The sequence below is a fragment of the Saprospiraceae bacterium genome, assembly GCA_016709995.1.
Lineage (GTDB): Bacteria > Bacteroidota > Bacteroidia > Chitinophagales > Saprospiraceae > JADJLQ01.
The window spans coordinates 1,219,967-1,235,794 of record JADJLQ010000001.1 but is presented as its reverse complement, the minus strand read 5'-3'; the positions used below and the strand labels follow the sequence as shown (position 1 = coordinate 1,235,794).

The following is a 15,828-nucleotide window of genomic DNA, read 5'->3' as shown; positions in this document are numbered from 1 at the left end:
TATTATTTCCTGAGGGCGGACCATAATATTTCTGCCGGATGCAAAGCAAGTCTTTTGGTACCATCTGATATTTGGTGTCGACAACTCGTCCCTGAAGCAACAATGATGGTGGAAGCATTGGATGCTCGTATAGCTGGAAATAAAACAAGTTCTCCGATTTTCATGCTCAGATCATAATGTTCTTTTTCGTAGCCAAAGCTGCCAGCCATACCACAGCATCCACTTTGAATCATGGATATCCTATGCCCCACTGGCAATCCTAATACATGCAGTGCTTGCTCAGTGTCAGTCAATGCTTTTTGATGACAGTGGCCGTGAATCTTTATGTCCCTTTCTGTAGTATCGAATTGATCTGCAATGATATTTCCTTTATTTATTTCCTGATAAAGAAATTCCTCTAAAGTAAAGGTATGCAGGGCGATGATTTTTGCTTGCTCTTGAGCGTCGTTTCTTAAAAGCTTAGGGTATTCATCTTTAAGAGTCAAGATGGCAGAAGGTTCGATGCCTACAATGGCATACTTTGGGATATATTTTTGGAAGATTTCAGTGTTTTTTTGAGCCAGTTGTTGCGCTTGATCCAGCATGCCTTTTGATAATTGGGCTCTTCCACTGGAACCATGATCTGTAAAATGTATGGGGTAGCCGAGTTTGTCAAGGAGTTCCACCGCTTTGATGCCGATAGCTACATCATAATGGTTGGTGAATTCATCCACAAAAAACAGAACTGGTCTTTTAGAATTGTTTTTGTTAGATTCAAATTTATTGGTCCACGATCGAAAGGTATGATGATACAAATTGGGCAGCGTGCGATCCTGATGGATGCCAATCATTTTTTTTACAAAAGAAAGATTTTGAGCCCAATTGCTGAAGGCAGGGAGGATTGAGGCGTATTGATTAATTGCATCGATTTGACCAAAAAGGCTGGTTCGGAAAGGCAATCCTTGTCGTTGATGGTATTGGTTCATAAACTCTGCTTTCAGGATAGTCATGTCCACTTTCGACGGGCATTCGTTATGGCATCCTTTACAGGACAAACATAGGTCTAATATTTCTTTGACCTCTTTCATCTCTTTGATCGATGACAGAGCCTGGTCACTATAAAATTCACGCAAGGCATTGGCTCTCGCTCGGGTACTATCCTTTTCGTCCAGGGTAGCCATAAAACTTGGACACATGGTACCACCCAGGCTGGCTTGTTTGCGACAATCAGCAGAACCAGAACACCGGGCTGCGGAATGATAAAAGCCACCCGTTTCAGAAAAATCAAAAACAGTAGCCACTTCAGGCCCTGCTTTTTCGTGGTCGTAACGAAGGTCTTTGTCAAGCTTAAAAGCATCGACTATTTTGCCCGGATTAAAGATGTTTTGAGGATCCCATATCTGCTTGATCTTTCGAAGAAGTTGATAGTTTTTTTCTCCAATCATAAGAGGGATCAGCTCACCTCTTAATCGGCCATCCCCATGCTCGCCACTGAGGGAACCATCGAATTTTTTTACCAGGCGGGCACTGTCCTCGCAAATCGATCTAAAATCTTTCCTGTCCGCAGGATCGTGCATGTTGAGCACTGGTCTCAAATGAAGCTCACCTGCACCGGCATGAGCATAATACAAGGGCTTCTGATGGTAGGTGTCCATCATAGCTGTAAACTCTTTGATGTATTGAGGAAGGTCCTCCAATGCTACCGCTGTATCCTCAATACATTCTATTGCTTTTTTGTTGCCTTCGAGATTCGCCAACAAGCCCAATCCTGCCCGTCGCAGATCCCAGACCTTTTTGATGTTTTTTTCTTCTATCATTGGATATGCATAACCGAGACCCATTGCTTTTAAGTCAGCTTCAACTGCCTGGATCTTGGCCTGGGCGATCGCAGGATCATCATGTCGAAACTCTACCATCAATATGGCCGCAGGATCACCTTGCACAAAAAATTTATATTGTCTAAAGACTTCATTGCCGTCAGTACATTTCAGAATAAACCGATCCATGAGCTCGCAGGTGTATGGTGCATGATTCATTATGGTGACCACAGCCATCATGCTTTCGTCTATTGAACTAAAATGTGGGCAGATCATCACACTGGCCTTGCCAGGAGGGTCTACTAATTTGAGCTTGATCTCCGTAGTGATGGCCAGGGTGCCTTCAGAACCGCAGATTAATTTGGTGAGGTCAAAAAGACCAAGATCCAATTGGTCCAGTACCAGGTCGACTGCATAACCTGTGTTTCGGCGATGTATGGATCTTTTAGGGAATTCTTTTCGGATTTCGGTACTGGCGCCTTCGGCGGCTAATGTTGATAGCACATGTCCTTTGATTTTCGACAAAAATGGATTTGGTGAATCAATTTCGGCAGCTGGAGTTGATTTTATACTAGCCATAGATCCATCGCTAAGGACTACCTGTAATTCTTGCACATAGTCGCGGGTAGACCCGTAGACGATCGAATTGGCCCCACAGGAATTATTCCCGACCATACCACCAATCATGGCTCTGCTTGCAGTGGCTGTCTCTGGAGGAAAAAAAAGATTTTCGGATGCCAATACCTGGTTGAGTCGATCTCTAACTACTCCAGGTTGTACTCGTACCCATTTTTCTCGTCGATTGATCTCCAGGATATGATTCATGTATCGGGAAGTATCCAGCACGATGCCCTCACCCACGCATTGCCCTGCCAGCGAAGTGCCTGCTGTCCGGGGGATGATATTGGTCTCGTGGGCTAATGCAAAAAGAACGATTTTGTGTATGTTTTTAGTATTTTTTGGGTGTATTATCGCAGCTGGGATTTTTCTATACACAGAGCCGTCGGTAGCATAAATCGCTTTATGCAGTGCATCCCAATAGACATCTCCTTCAATCTCCTCTTTTAAACCTTGTAGTAATTTTTCGGCCAACATTTGATCATCAAGTTAATTGTCGTAAAATTAGGCTTTCGCCAGCAGACCAGATATTTTCTTTATAGCTTTGTCACCCAACCAATCCAATCAAAATATGGCAAAACCTAAAAATATATTTATAGCTGGTGCTGGTGGAATCGGCAGAGCCGTGGCTTTGATGTTGGTAGATTATTACAAAGACGATATCCAAGTAACCATTGGCGATATCAGCACTTCGACTGCCGAAGCAGCGTCGCGGTGGATCCAATCCGGCACTTCTGGTGATACATCTGTTCGATTGGTGGTGATGCCCAGAGAAGGATCTTCAGAGGAGATGAATGCTGTTTTGAGTACTTGCCAGGTCATTTTGGATTGTTTGCCAGGCACGCAGGCTCCCCGTATCGCCCGATTGGCCAGGCAGTATCATCTTCATTATGTCAATCTCACAGAATATGTCAAAGAGACCAACGAAATTATAGAATTGGCACAAGGTGCAGACACCGCATTTGTACTACAAACCGGTCTGGCTCCCGGTTTTATCAATATTCTGGCCCATCGGTTGTACCTGGATTTGTTCAAAGAATATCCAGTAGAAAAAGCAGACAGCATCATCATGAGGGTAGGGGCCTTACCACTTAATTGTAAAGATCCTCATTTTTATGGATTCACCTGGAGCCCGGTTGGGGTGGCTACTGAGTATCTGGAAGATTGTATCGTGGTCCGCAATTTTCAAAAGACAGTAGTGCCGGCCTTATCTTCGAGGGAAAATTTAATCATCGATGGGTTCCCTTTTGAGGCAGACCTCACTTCAGGAGGAGCTGCAGACTTACCCGATTATTTTACTGACAAAGTATCAGAGTTGGATTATAAAACATTAAGATATCCCGGTCATTATGATTGGGTCAAAATAGCGACTTCTACCATCCCACAAAATCGCGACAAAATAGCGGAGCTACAACGAATCATGTTGGAGAATATCCCTATGGTCGAGGAAGATTTTGTATTGATCTATTCTGCCGCACAAGGACGAGACAAAAACAATACCCTCTGGCTCAATGAAAAATCTTATTGGATCAAGCAGGTTCCATGGGGAAATATCAAATTAAAGGCGATTCAGGCTACGACTGCAGCGCCGATGGCAGAGATCGTCCGACTATTATTTGAAGAAAACTGGAAGGGAGTGGTCAATCAAAGTCAGATCGACCCACATAGGTTTATGAGTGGTCCTTTTGTAAAGAGGGTGTATAGGGATTGAAATTGATTTTTTAAGAAAAGAGCAGTCCCTAAATCGCAGGACGCAGGAAAAGGGGAGGTCAGCTTCAGCTGTATTGGTTCAACGTAAAGTGTATGATGTCGTAAGGGATTACGGGTTTCTAACTTATCAATCCACCTACCAAAATGATTCGGGAGATAACGCTCGAAAACCTCTAAAACCCTTATGAATTATACACATTGTTTTAGGGCTTTTTTTTTACTTTATTGAATAATTAGTTCCAGGTCCTGTCCCAAATTTTTCAATCAAATTTTTTTCAATCAATTCAGGTAAAATTCGTTTAACTGTTGGACTTGGAATTCCAAGTTTTTTCGCAATATCTCCTGATTTACATCCGGCATTATTTCCTATAAAAGTCAAAATGGATTTTTCTCGAGGCGACAATCGTGTTTCAACTCCTTTACTTTCTAGTTTAATCATTAATTGAGTCTGAATATTTCCAAGAGCATCAAAGAAAAATCGAATCCAATCCGTTACATCTTCATTGGGTCTTTGTGCTTGACAACTCCTTAAAACTCTGTAGTATTCAGTTTTTCTACTTTCGATTTCATGTTCAAAACTTACATATTGAATCCATTTATATCCATGTTTTAGTAACAGCAAAGTTGAAAGCAATCTGCTCAGACGACCATTTCCATCTTGAAACGGATGAATGCTCACAAATTCATAAGCAAATATTGCACTCTTTACTAATGGATGAGTTGCATTGTCATTTACATACCAATCAATTAGGAATCTCATTGCATCCTGTGTCGGTAATCCAGCTTCCGTGGTCTGAAATATTATCTGTCGAGTTCCACCGTGAAGCTTAGCTTCTACAGCATTGCTATGTTGCTTGTAATCACCCTTATGCCACTCGTCTTTCTTGCTATATTTCATTAAAATATTGTGCAAGTTTTTCAGGCTGTTTTCTGTTATTGATATTTCTTCATGTGATTCCGAAATTAAATCTAGGGTTTCAAAATATCCTACAACTTCTTGAGAATCTCTATCGACAATTTTAGTGATGTCAATTTCTTTGAGCAATACTTCAACCTCTTCATCAGACATACTTGAACCTTCAATTCGCGTTGAAGCTCCAACGCTACGAACGGTGGCAATCATTTTTAATTGCTTTAAGCTTTGTCCTTCTTTCTTTTCGATTGCAGTCCAAGATGCATCAAATCGGTCAATCTGGCTTATCAATCGGATAAGTTCCCAATCAATGTTTAATGAAAATGAATGTATTTTATTTTCCATGCTTCAAATATATCACTTAACAAATTTGATACGATATGATTCGTTTTTGTTTGATAAATATACGATAATTATGATACGATATGAGCTTATTATATACGATAGCGGTTCGGTCGAAGCCTCCACAATTCGGTAGATAATATTTTTAGTTTGTCAAAATAATTTCGTAATTATCTGATAACGTAGTGGTTATAGGTAAGGATATGGTAACAAAGTCCAAGAACAATTTAAAAGAACATTCTGCCTCTCGTTAAGCAAACTAATTTGATTACATGGAAGCTGCTGAATACCTGAAATCAGTAAACTTACATTATACGGTTATGTCCAAAAGGGCAAAGAATTACCATTGCAGTCTGGTAGTACTTTAATTATTTTCAAAGGGATCAGTCTGTTGGTAATAGGCTTTTTGGTTCAAATTTGTTCATAATTCAGGCGACAAATAGTCGACAAAACTTAAAAACCAAAACATAACCAACTTACATTCAATAAATTATCACTCGATTAAAGTGCCGAAGGCGGGACTCGAACCCGCACATCCTTACGGACACACGCCTCTGAAACGTGCGTGTCTACCAATTTCACCACTCCGGCAAGAGAGATATTAAAAAGGGTCGCCTTCATCTAGACAACCCTTAAGTACCGAAGAGGGGAATCGAACCCCTACATCATTGCTGACACTGGATTTTGAGTCCAGCGCGTCTACCAATTCCGCCACTTCGGCTTTTTATTCCCAATGTCCTGAGCAAGCAGAAAGTTCTTTTAATTTCTCTTTCACCCAGGAGTTAATCAGCGACAAGCTGCATTAACGGGCAGCAAATTTATTCAAATTCTCACGGATGCGCAATATATATCGCTTCTTATAATGATAATCTTTTAGAAGTGTCTGATCCTCGTCAGATATGGTCTGATGGTCATATCGCTCTAACACCGGGGAGATAGATTCGAAAAGGTCAGCCTCCAATTGATCCAAATTGTGTGTCGCCGCGGTAGCGTCTTCTTCTACCAGATCGTTGAGATCCAACATGTCCATGAGAAATTCCTGATCCAGCGTATATATCTCCTCATCTTGTACTACTCCTTTGAGCTCCAGCAGGTATCTAAGTCGGCGGTCTGGCTGAGATAAAACTCTGTAAGCCTTATTGTTAAATGCACTTTGTTCGTCAGCCAGATCTTGTTCTTCCTGAGATCCGAGCGCGAAATGATCAGGGTGAAATCGGCGGCTGAATGCGAGGAACTTCTTTTTGAGCTCTAACACATCTACTTTATAAGCCGGCTCCAGATCATAAAATTCAAAAAAGGTCATTTTTTGAGAAATCTAAATACATCGAGACCATTGGCATAAATCATTAACGCTATCAAGAGTACAAACCCTACCATGGTCGCTTTCTCTACAAATTGATCACTGAGTTTTTTGCCGGTCACCATCTCAAATAGTAAAAAGATCACATGACCTCCATCCAATCCGGGGATTGGCAATAAATTCATAAAGCCTAGAATCAAGGACAATACGGCAGTAATGCGAATAAAATCTTCCCAATCCCAGGTCTCCGGAAACAAGCTGGTGATACTGGCAAATCCTCCCAAACTCTCTGATGTTTTGATTTTGCCCTTAAACATTTGCCCAAAGGCTTTGATCTGGTCGCCCAGAAATCCAAGTCCTTTATTTACCCCAGCAGGGATTGATTCAATAACTCCGTACTTTCTTCTTTCAATTTTAAGGTCAGTGATTGGCTGAAAACCCATTTTGCCTTCTGCATTGGTCGCCATCACAAATTCTTTTTCTTCCAGGTTACGAACTACTCTGATTCTAGCCGTATCTCCGGGTGGAGTTGGCCTCAATTCAGCATATTCTTTAGAAAAATGGGCTGGTTGGCCATTGATAGACAATATTTCGTCCCCTACCTGAAGACCAGCCAACATAGCAGGTGAACCTTCGACGATCTTTCCAATGGTCATCGGTACCCTGGGAGCAATCAAAGTGGCATTTTTATACTGATGGGAGGACAATTCGCTAATAAATCTTTCCGCTACGGAGACATTGACGATTTGATCTCCTCTGCGTACAGCGATTTGTTTGGCTCCATTGATGACGATCTCTCTTCGGATGACCCTGTTGTCAAAATTGACAAAATCCTTGTTGCCCACTTTTAATATAATATCACCATCCTGAAGGCCAATCTCTTTGGCTAACGAGTCTGTATAAATACCGTGGGTGACGGAGCTATTGGGTACATACTGTTCTCCCCAAACGCACAAAACAAAGGCAAACAATAAAAATCCCGCGATGAAATTCACTGTCACACCTCCTAACATGATGATCAATCTTTGCCAGGCTGGCTTAGCTCTGAATTCGTCAGGCTTTGGAGGTTCTTTGAGTTTTTCAGTATCAAAACTTTCATCTACCATACCAGCGATTTTCACATAGCCACCCAATGGCAGCCAACCAATGCCGTACTCAGTATCACCTCTTTTAGTCTTGAATAGGGAAAACCAGGGATCAAAAAATAAATAAAATTTCTCTACTCGGGTCTTAAACCATTTAGCTGGGAAAAAGTGGCCACATTCATGGATGATCACTAAAAAAGATAAGCTCAGCAAAAGCTGTAATATCATCATTGGTATTCCTGTCATTCGGTATGATTAGTTTTTGAAAATGACCGCAAAAGTACAATCTATTGGCATAGGGAACAAACTGGGATAAAAGTGATCAACTCACTACATTTACAGTCTCAATAATTTATCGATGCATTATTTATTCACCGACACAGATCCCTCAGAAGTTATTGAGATCTATGGCGACGAAGCCAGGCATGCTAAAGTGCTTCGATTAAAGGCGGATGAAAGCGTCGGCTTGCTTAATGGCAAGGGCCGCATCTTGATAACAAAAGTGTTACACCTGGGTAAAGATCAAGTCACCCTGGGTCTGGTTGATACGGAGCAAGTACCGGCATCGATATCGGGTATACATATAGCTATCCCACCAACTAAGCAAATGGATAGATTTGAGTGGTTTGTGGAGAAAGCAACCGAACTTGGAGTGCAGGAGATTACACCTTTGATCTGTGACAATAGCGAGCGGGTTCATTTTAACCCCGGCAGAATACAAAAAATCATTTTGTCAGCCCTGAAACAATGTGGAAGGCCCTGGCTGCCTGTACTCCATGAATTGACTACTTTCCGCCACCTTGTGCAAAACCAAAGAACTGGTACTATGTTGGTAGCTCATGTAAACGGAACTCAATTGAACCGAAATTTAGTACCAGCGACTTCTCCTATCACCATATGTGTTGGGCCCGAAGGAGATTTTTCTGGAGCAGAGCTGACGATGATAAAAGAGCTTCTCCACCCAATGGTTTCATTGGGTAAATATCGGCTGAGGACCGAAACAGCGGCACTTTACATGGCTGCTCAATTTATGAACATGGATATCTAAAATCGGTATCTTTGGTACTTGAACCTGAATATAATGTCTAAAAAATTGTTTAAAGCGGTCTTAGTCAGTTTTTCCTTAATTTCCTTTCTAGTATTGACTTCTTTCGTGGATCCTACACCTCCAACGATCAAGTTGGCCTTGCTCAAATACAATGGAGGAGGGGACTGGTATGCCAATCCAACTTCCTTAACCAATCTTGCTACTTTTTGCAATAAACAATTAGGGACAAACCTGGATGATGATTATGCCACGGTAGAGGCGGGGAGTGCAGATATTTTTAATTACCCTTTTGTACATGCCACCGGCCATGGCAATATCGTATTCAATGACCAGGAAGCTGAGAATATGCGGAATTACCTTTTATCCGGAGGGTTTCTTCATTTAGACGATAATTATGGAATGGACCCCTATGTACGACCAGCTATGAAAAAAGTATTTCCTGAACTGTCTTTTATTGAGCTGCCGTTTGAACATGAGATTTATCACCAAAAATTTGATTTTAAATCAGGCCTGCCTAAAATCCATGAACACGATAAGAAACCTCCCCAGGGATTTGGACTCCTCTGGGAAGGAAGATTGATTTGTTTTTATTCTTATGAATGTGATTTAGGTGATGGATGGGAAGATCCGGATGTGCATAAGGATCCGGAAGAAACAAGACAAAAAGCTTTACGTATGGGTGCTAACCTGGTTCAATACGTATTTAACGAAGCGAAATAAATTTTTTTATAGACTTTTTTCTGAGACGAAATGTTTTACCCTGAGATTTTAGTTAGGATATAGAATATCTCAGATGTAAAATAAATATCAAAAACAGACTAGATGCAGCTCAGTCATTCCTCATACCAGACCATATTATTCTTACGAATGTATTTCTGAATATTGAGCCAAAATGCAATAAAGAAATAAATAATGACTGGCGAACCAAAGGTAAAAAAGGATAAATAAATGAAATACAACCTGATCTTGGTCTTGGCAATACCGAATTGATCACCAATGTATGTACAGACACCAAAAACGGACCGTTCGATAAAAGATTTAAACATTTGGTAAAGGTAACTGTGTAAATTTGCGCTTTAAGATAAATATCAAATGGCAAAAGAACAAGATTTAAAGCAAGAAATCAATATTGAGATGAATGAGGAGATCGCCGAAGGCATCTATTCCAACTTTGCAATCATCTCTCATTCTAACAGCGAGTTTGTAATAGACTTCATCAGGTTGATGCCAAACCTGCCTAAAGCGAAGGTTAAATCAAGGATCGTACTCACGCCACAACATGCCAAAAGACTGATGTTGGCCTTAGGCGATAATATCAAAAAATTTGAAGCTCAATTTGGCGAAGTGCATGACGAACACGATGTACAAGGCTTTCCTCCAATGAATTTTAATACCCCTATTGCCAAGGCCTGATTTGACTTATGGCTTTAGAATTTCCTAGCCTGGACTGGCATCAGATATTGGCACAGGAGCAATCTCTGGACCCGGATAATTGGGATGCAGTGTCTGATCTGGGTAAAAAAATGGTCGAGGAAATGGTCGACTATCTGCAACATATTGATCAGGAGCCCATCTGGAGAAAACCACCCGAAGAGGTCAAAAACCTGGTCAAGGAAAAATGGTCAGATCAGGGAAAGGAACTGCAGCATATTTATCAAGATTTTAAACAATACATTCTGCCTTATCCAAAAGGCAATATTCATCCCAGGTTTTGGTCCTGGGTGCAAGGGACAGGTTCGATTACTGCAGCTTTGGCAGATTTTTTGGCATCTACTTTAAACTCTAATCTAGCCATAGGGGATCATAGCGCCATGTATATCGAGCAGCAAGTGATCAATTGGTGCCTGGAAGCCATGGATTTTCCGCTGCAGTCAGCGAGTGGTATCCTGCTCAGTGGGGGTTCAATGGCCAATATAACAGCCCTCGTAGTTGCGCGAAATAATATTGATCCTTCTATTCGATCTCATGGGATCCAGTCCTGGCCTAAAAAATTGACTTTTTATGCTTCCACGGAAACACATAGTTGCCAGCAAAAAGCAGCCGAAATCATTGGTGTTGGAGCTTATGGTCTTAGAAAGGTGTCAGTTGACAATCAATATGAGATGGATATTGCAGCTTTAGAGACTATGATCCTGGCAGACCTTGATGCCGGCATGCAACCATTTTGTGTAGTAGCCAATGTCGGGACAGTCAATACCGGGGCTATAGATTCGCTACTGGAGGTGGAGCGTATCTGTAGAAAATACAACATTTGGTTTCATGTAGACGGTGCTTTTGGTGCGCTTGTTTATTTATTGCCAGAGTATAAGGATATTTTGGCTCCTATGTCCCGAGCTGATAGTATAGCCTTTGACCTGCACAAATGGATGTATTTGCCCTATGAAGTAGGTTGTCTGATAGTTAAAGACAAAGCAGCGCACCGTGCTGCTTTTGCACTGCAGCCTAGTTATTTGACGAGTCATGAAAGAGGCCTTGCAGCAGGACCCGATCCTATTGGAAACTATGGTATGGAATTGTCGCGGGGTTTTAAGGCATTAAAGGTCTGGTTTTGCCTTCAGGAGCACGGTCGAAAAAAGTATGAAGATTTGATCAGGCAGAACCTGGCTCAATGTCTTTATCTGGCTGATCTGATTGAGCAGGAATCTGACTTGCAACTAATGGCCCCTGTCACTATGAATATTGTCTGCTTTAGATATTTCAAGACAGGTATGACGCAGGAAGAACTCAATAAATTAAACAAAGAGATATTGATGACACTCCAGGAAAGGGCTATCGCAACACCTTCATCCACTATTTTAGAAGGATCATATGTCATCCGGGTCGCCAATGTCAATCATCGAAGTACCAAAGCTGATTTTAAAGCATTGATCATTGGAGTCTTGGAAATTGGTCGGGAGCTTCAGTTAAACTGAGATAACTCTTAAAAAAATATACATCTAAACTAGTGCCATTTTCTTTTTTACCTCGACCCAGGACGCCCTGGGTGTCATTAATAGCTCTGCTATAAAGTCACCCATCGCAGAACAGCTGATGATCTGCTTTGGAGCTATATCCATCGTACCAAATCCATCTGTGATAGCTTGATCGACTGCCAGGCTGATTAGATCAGACTCTGCTACTAATCCAAAATAGTCCAACATCATGCCCATTGCCAATATGGTAGCCAGGGGATTTGCGATATTTTTTTTGGCAGCTTGTGGATAGGAGCCATGAATCGGTTCGAACAAGGCTTTACCTTGCCCATAAGATCCTGAGGGCAATAAGCCTATGCTGCCTACGATGACACTAGCTTCATCTGAAAGGATATCTCCAAACATATTTTCGGTCAGGATGACATCAAATTGTTTGGGATTGAGCAAGAGCTGCATGGCAGCATTGTCCACAAACATAAGATCCAGTTCGATTTCAGGATAATCTGCCTTTTGGATTGCCTGGACAGTAGATCTCCAGAGGCGCCCAGTCTCCAGCACATTTGCTTTGTCGACCAAAGTAACTTTTTTCTTCCTTTGACCGGCTTCTTCAAAAGCAAGTTTAGTGATCCTGGTGATTTCGTCTATGTGGTAATAACATTCATCACTGGCCCATCGACCTGCTTCATCTTTTTGTTTTTTACCGAAATAAAGCCCCCCGGTCAATTCTCTAAAGATGACGAGGTTTACATTTTGAATTTGCTCTTCTTTAAGCGGTGAAAGCGCCTGCAATTTGCGATAAGATTTGATAGGACGGATATTCGCATATAGACCGAGCTCCTTACGTAATCGGAGCAGTCCTTGTTCGGGTCTAATCTCAGCGTGGGGATTGACATCGTATTTGGGATCGCCTATGGCACCAAATAATACTGCATCTGCCTGGTTACAACCTGACAGGGTATCATCAGGTAAGGGAGGCAATCTAAGATCCATCGCTGCTGCCCCGATGGGGTATTCCTTTAATTCAAACTGGTGGCCAAATTTTTGTTCAACAGACCGTAAAGATTTGATTGCTTGTTGAATTACTTCCGGCCCGATCCCATCACCTGGTAAAACCGCAATGTTTTTATTCATCTACTGAAAAAAGATAATTGAATGGAAGAAAAAAAATAAATCAAGCCTGCAAGGTCGTAGGATTTACACCATTACCACAAATTTCTTTTTAAGATGCTCGTCATACAGCTTTAACAAGTCATCGCTGTTTACCTCTTTTTTATCATCAGCCAGTTTTAGAAAAGCCTGGTATAATAAATCGAGTTGCTCTTTGCCTAGTTCAATATCCAGGTGTCGGTATCGATAGGCGAGTGCAGCGCGGCCGCTGCGGGCAGTTAGGATAATAGAAGAAGTATTGACGCCGACTTCAGCTGGATCTATGATTTCATAATTTTCCCGGTGCTTGATCACACCATCCTGATGTATGCCAGACGAATGAGCAAAAGCGTTGGCCCCTACTATGGCTTTATTGGGTTGAACCGGTATTCCCATCCTGTCTATGATTAGCTGACTCATCTGGGTGAGCAATTCGGTTTTGATCCCAGTCTCGAAACCTAAATATTTCTTTTGTTTGATGATCATCACGACTTCCTCCATCGAAGTATTGCCGGCACGCTCTCCGATCCCATTGATTGTACATTCTATTTGTCTAGCTCCATGTTGAATAGCTGCGATAGAATTGGCAGTAGCAAGTCCTAAATCATTGTGACAATGCGAGGAAAGTATGGCTTTGTCGATGCCGACTACATGTTCTTTTAAATATTGAATTTTGGTCCCGTATTCTTCAGGAAGGCAATAACCGGTAGTGTCTGGGATATTGAGTACTGTTGCACCTGCTTTTACGACAGCCGTGCACACTTTAGCTAAGAATTCATTTTCTGTTCTCCCTGCATCTTCTGCATAAAACTCCACATCCTGTACATATTTCTTAGCCAGGCTCACAGCGGCCACAGCACGCTCTATGATCTTGTCCTGCGTGCTATTAAACTTGTACTTGATATGCATGTCCGAAGTGCCAATTCCAGTATGTATGCGTGGGTGTTTAGCAGGTTTGAGTGCTTCCGCTGCAGAAATAATATCTTTTTCGACACTTCTTGATAGACCACAGACAGTGGCATTTTTGATCAGTTGGGAGATCTGAAAAACACTTTGAAAATCACCAGGACTAGAAATTGGGAATCCTGCTTCTATCACATCGACTCCCAGGTTTTCAAGGGCTTCCGCCAACTCAAGCTTTTGAGCGGTATTGAGCTTGCAGCCAGGCACTTGCTCACCATCTCTCAATGAGGTATCAAATATTTGTATTCGTTCGGCCATTGAATTTATTATGATATTTGTTTAGATAAAAACCTATTAAACTTGATAAAATTATTACAATTGCAGGCGACAGCCAAATTGCTCTTTTGTATACCTACGAATCAAACTTGCAAAACGATGAGTATAAATCGTTGATTATTAACTAGAAACATCATTTTTACTACAATGCCCAAGCAGCCCACAGACTTTCTCCTGCAGCTCATCAAGTCCATGTCAAAGCCTGAGAAACGACATTTTAAACTTTTTGTACAGCGCAACCCCAGCAATTCTGATTCATTATTCTTGAGATTATTTGCCCACCTGGAGAAACAACAGTCATATGATGAAATTAAGACTTTATCTCAAATACCGGAGATTAAGAAACAGCAATTACCCAACCTAAAGGCCCATTTATACAAACAATTATTACTCAGCTTACGACTGATCCACCGGTCTGATAACGAGGATATAGATATCAGAGAACGTATTGATTATGCCCGAATATTGTACAACAAAGGTCTTTACCGGCAATCCCTGGAAATGCTCGCCAGGGCCAAGGAAAAGTGCCAATCTCTTGGGTTCCCAAGTCTACTGATGGAGATCATCGACTTTGAGAAACTCATCGAATCTCAGTATATAACCAGAAGTATTGCCAATCGAGCAGAGGCATTGTCAAATGAAGCTATACGGACCGCTGAAGAAATAATGAGGATCCAGAAATATTCCAATTTATCCCTTCAGTTATATGCGTTGTACCTCAAAGTAGGGTATGTCAGAAACGAAAAAGACCATTTTTTAGTCAAAGAATTTTTTCAATCTCACAAGCTGACAGACCACGAAGATTCACTCGGCTTCTATGAACATTTGTACCTTTATCAGTCATATGTATGGCACAGCTACATGTTGCTGGATTTTAAACTCTATTATCGATATTCTCAAAAATGGATATCCCTATTTGACTCTCATGAGAATATGATTATGCTCGAGAGGCCTCTCTATCTGAAGGGCATGCATAATCTGCTCAACGCACTTTTTTTGTTGCAGCGACATGACAAATTCATGGTTTCACTGCAACTATTGCTGATCAATCTTAAAAAGTACCCTGCCAGAAATGAAAATGACAAAAGCCTGGAGTTTATATACACCTATACTCATAAGATCAATCAACACTATCTGGAAGGTACTTTTAATCAGGGACTTCCCCTGGTCCAGGATATAATGAGTGCGATTAAAACGAATGTTTTTCATCTGGATTTTCATAGGATTATTTTATTCTATTACAAGATCGCTTGTCTGTACTTTGGTAGTGGTGACAACAGTCAGGCTATTGATTATCTCAATATGATAGTTAATGAATCTCCTGATTTCCGGGGCGATATTCAATGTTATGCTCGTATCCTTCGTGTCATAGCTTATTATGAAATGGGTGATAATTACCTGGTGGAATATCAGGTAAAGTCTATCTACAGATTTTTGATAAAAATGGATGACCTACACGCCGTACAGAAAGAAATACTGAGTTTTATTCGAAAGCTTCCACGGGTGCAGACTTCAGACCTTAAGCGGGAGTTTAAAAAATTGCTCGATCGTCTAAATAGATTAAAATCAGATCCTTACGAACAACGCTCGTTCTTATACCTTGATATCATTTCTTGGCTGGAATCAAAAATCCAGGGGGTGCCGGTGCAGACCATTATCAAGGATAAGTTTTTGAAAAAATCTAAAAGAAAACTAGCCTGATCAAAAGCGGCGATATGA

General features: G+C 41.3%; 13 protein-coding genes and 2 tRNA genes. 6 read left to right on the top strand and 9 right to left on the bottom strand.

Translation table 11 applies throughout. The annotated features are described in order from the left end of the window. Window positions 1-2: 2 nt before the first annotated feature. Entirely contained in the window at window positions 3-2,891 is a 2,889-nt protein-coding gene (locus tag IPJ09_05210; protein ID MBK7370828.1) for an FAD-binding protein, read from the bottom strand. Between the two features lie 94 nt (window positions 2,892-2,985). On the opposite strand from IPJ09_05210, the gene IPJ09_05205 reads away from it, so the two are divergent. Next, complete coding sequence (locus tag IPJ09_05205) at window positions 2,986-4,125, top strand: saccharopine dehydrogenase NADP-binding domain-containing protein (protein ID MBK7370827.1); 1,140 nt, start codon at window positions 2,986-2,988, stop codon at window positions 4,123-4,125. Between the two features lie 216 nt (window positions 4,126-4,341). Here IPJ09_05205 and IPJ09_05200 read toward each other — a convergent pair whose 3' ends face one another. The 5 genes from IPJ09_05200 to rseP all read right to left on the bottom strand — a co-directional run bounded on the left by IPJ09_05200 (window position 4,342) and on the right by rseP (window position 8,010). Continuing rightward, complete coding sequence (locus IPJ09_05200) at window positions 4,342-5,382, bottom strand: Fic family protein (protein ID MBK7370826.1); 1,041 nt, start codon at window positions 5,380-5,382, stop codon at window positions 4,342-4,344. 504 nt (window positions 5,383-5,886) lie between these two features. Continuing rightward, a tRNA-Leu gene (locus tag IPJ09_05195) sits at window positions 5,887-5,970 on the bottom strand. A 46-nt stretch (window positions 5,971-6,016) separates the two neighbouring features. After that, a tRNA-Leu gene (locus IPJ09_05190) sits at window positions 6,017-6,100 on the bottom strand. An 81-nt stretch (window positions 6,101-6,181) separates the two neighbouring features. After that, window positions 6,182-6,682 carry a Fe-S protein assembly co-chaperone HscB gene (locus IPJ09_05185; GenBank protein ID MBK7370825.1) on the bottom strand — a complete coding sequence of 167 codons (501 nt, stop codon included), beginning with the start codon at window positions 6,680-6,682 and terminating at the stop codon, window positions 6,182-6,184. After that, window positions 6,679-8,010: an RIP metalloprotease RseP gene (gene rseP, locus IPJ09_05180; protein MBK7370824.1), complete on the bottom strand. Its 1,332-nt coding sequence runs from the start codon at window positions 8,008-8,010 to the stop codon at window positions 6,679-6,681. Before rseP ends, IPJ09_05185 begins: the two co-directional genes overlap by 4 nt. Before the next feature lie 112 nt (window positions 8,011-8,122). On the opposite strand from rseP, the gene IPJ09_05175 reads away from it, so the two are divergent. Further along, the gene (locus IPJ09_05175; GenBank protein MBK7370823.1) at window positions 8,123-8,812 is read left to right on the top strand and encodes a 16S rRNA (uracil(1498)-N(3))-methyltransferase; all 690 of its coding nucleotides are present in this window, start codon (window positions 8,123-8,125) and stop codon (window positions 8,810-8,812) included. Window positions 8,813-8,845: 33 nt separating this feature from the next. Further along, the gene (locus IPJ09_05170) at window positions 8,846-9,532 is read left to right on the top strand and encodes a DUF4159 domain-containing protein (protein MBK7370822.1); all 687 of its coding nucleotides are present in this window, start codon (window positions 8,846-8,848) and stop codon (window positions 9,530-9,532) included. A gap of 113 nt (window positions 9,533-9,645) precedes the next feature. On the opposite strand, the gene IPJ09_05165 is transcribed toward IPJ09_05170, so the two are convergent. Further along, window positions 9,646-9,858 (bottom strand): PspC domain-containing protein, encoded by a 213-nt coding sequence (locus IPJ09_05165; GenBank protein MBK7370821.1) that lies wholly within the window; start codon window positions 9,856-9,858, stop codon window positions 9,646-9,648. Between the two features lie 46 nt (window positions 9,859-9,904). On the opposite strand from IPJ09_05165, the gene IPJ09_05160 reads away from it, so the two are divergent. Together IPJ09_05160 and IPJ09_05155 are read left to right on the top strand one after the other, a co-directional pair. Further along, entirely contained in the window at window positions 9,905-10,225 is a 321-nt protein-coding gene (locus IPJ09_05160; protein ID MBK7370820.1) for a DUF3467 domain-containing protein, read from the top strand. Between the two features lie 8 nt (window positions 10,226-10,233). Beyond that, window positions 10,234-11,724, top strand: coding sequence for an aminotransferase class V-fold PLP-dependent enzyme (locus IPJ09_05155; GenBank protein ID MBK7370819.1), 1,491 nt, complete (start codon window positions 10,234-10,236; stop codon window positions 11,722-11,724). Window positions 11,725-11,748: 24 nt separating this feature from the next. On the opposite strand, the gene leuB is transcribed toward IPJ09_05155, so the two are convergent. After that, window positions 11,749-12,855: a 3-isopropylmalate dehydrogenase gene (gene leuB, locus IPJ09_05150; protein ID MBK7370818.1), complete on the bottom strand. Its 1,107-nt coding sequence runs from the start codon at window positions 12,853-12,855 to the stop codon at window positions 11,749-11,751. 63 nt (window positions 12,856-12,918) lie between these two features. Continuing rightward, on the bottom strand, window positions 12,919-14,091 hold the full coding sequence (locus tag IPJ09_05145) for a 2-isopropylmalate synthase (GenBank protein ID MBK7370817.1): 1,173 nt from the start codon (window positions 14,089-14,091) through the stop codon (window positions 12,919-12,921). A 165-nt stretch (window positions 14,092-14,256) separates the two neighbouring features. Here IPJ09_05145 and IPJ09_05140 point away from each other — a divergent pair, with 165 nt between their 5' ends. Beyond that, complete coding sequence (locus IPJ09_05140) at window positions 14,257-15,810, top strand: hypothetical protein (protein ID MBK7370816.1); 1,554 nt, start codon at window positions 14,257-14,259, stop codon at window positions 15,808-15,810. Window positions 15,811-15,828: the final 18 nt, after the last annotated feature.

Excerpts from the sequence above, each read along its gene's own strand:
- IPJ09_05200 (MBK7370826.1), bottom strand. The coding sequence starts at position 5,382 with ATGGAAAATAAAATACATTCATTTTCATTAAACATTGATTGGGAACTT.
- IPJ09_05155 (MBK7370819.1), top strand. The coding sequence starts at position 10,234 with ATGGCTTTAGAATTTCCTAGCCTGGACTGGCATCAGATATTGGCACAG.
- rseP (MBK7370824.1), bottom strand. The coding sequence starts at position 8,010 with ATGACAGGAATACCAATGATGATATTACAGCTTTTGCTGAGCTTATCT.
- IPJ09_05205 (MBK7370827.1), top strand. The coding sequence starts at position 2,986 with ATGGCAAAACCTAAAAATATATTTATAGCTGGTGCTGGTGGAATCGGC.
- IPJ09_05165 (MBK7370821.1), bottom strand. The coding sequence starts at position 9,858 with ATGTTTAAATCTTTTATCGAACGGTCCGTTTTTGGTGTCTGTACATAC.
- IPJ09_05210 (MBK7370828.1), bottom strand. The coding sequence starts at position 2,891 with ATGTTGGCCGAAAAATTACTACAAGGTTTAAAAGAGGAGATTGAAGGA.
- IPJ09_05185 (MBK7370825.1), bottom strand. The coding sequence starts at position 6,682 with ATGACCTTTTTTGAATTTTATGATCTGGAGCCGGCTTATAAAGTAGAT.
- IPJ09_05160 (MBK7370820.1), top strand. The coding sequence starts at position 9,905 with ATGGCAAAAGAACAAGATTTAAAGCAAGAAATCAATATTGAGATGAAT.
- IPJ09_05145 (MBK7370817.1), bottom strand. The coding sequence starts at position 14,091 with ATGGCCGAACGAATACAAATATTTGATACCTCATTGAGAGATGGTGAG.
- leuB (MBK7370818.1), bottom strand. The coding sequence starts at position 12,855 with ATGAATAAAAACATTGCGGTTTTACCAGGTGATGGGATCGGGCCGGAA.
- IPJ09_05170 (MBK7370822.1), top strand. The coding sequence starts at position 8,846 with ATGTCTAAAAAATTGTTTAAAGCGGTCTTAGTCAGTTTTTCCTTAATT.
- IPJ09_05140 (MBK7370816.1), top strand. The coding sequence starts at position 14,257 with ATGCCCAAGCAGCCCACAGACTTTCTCCTGCAGCTCATCAAGTCCATG.
- IPJ09_05175 (MBK7370823.1), top strand. The coding sequence starts at position 8,123 with ATGCATTATTTATTCACCGACACAGATCCCTCAGAAGTTATTGAGATC.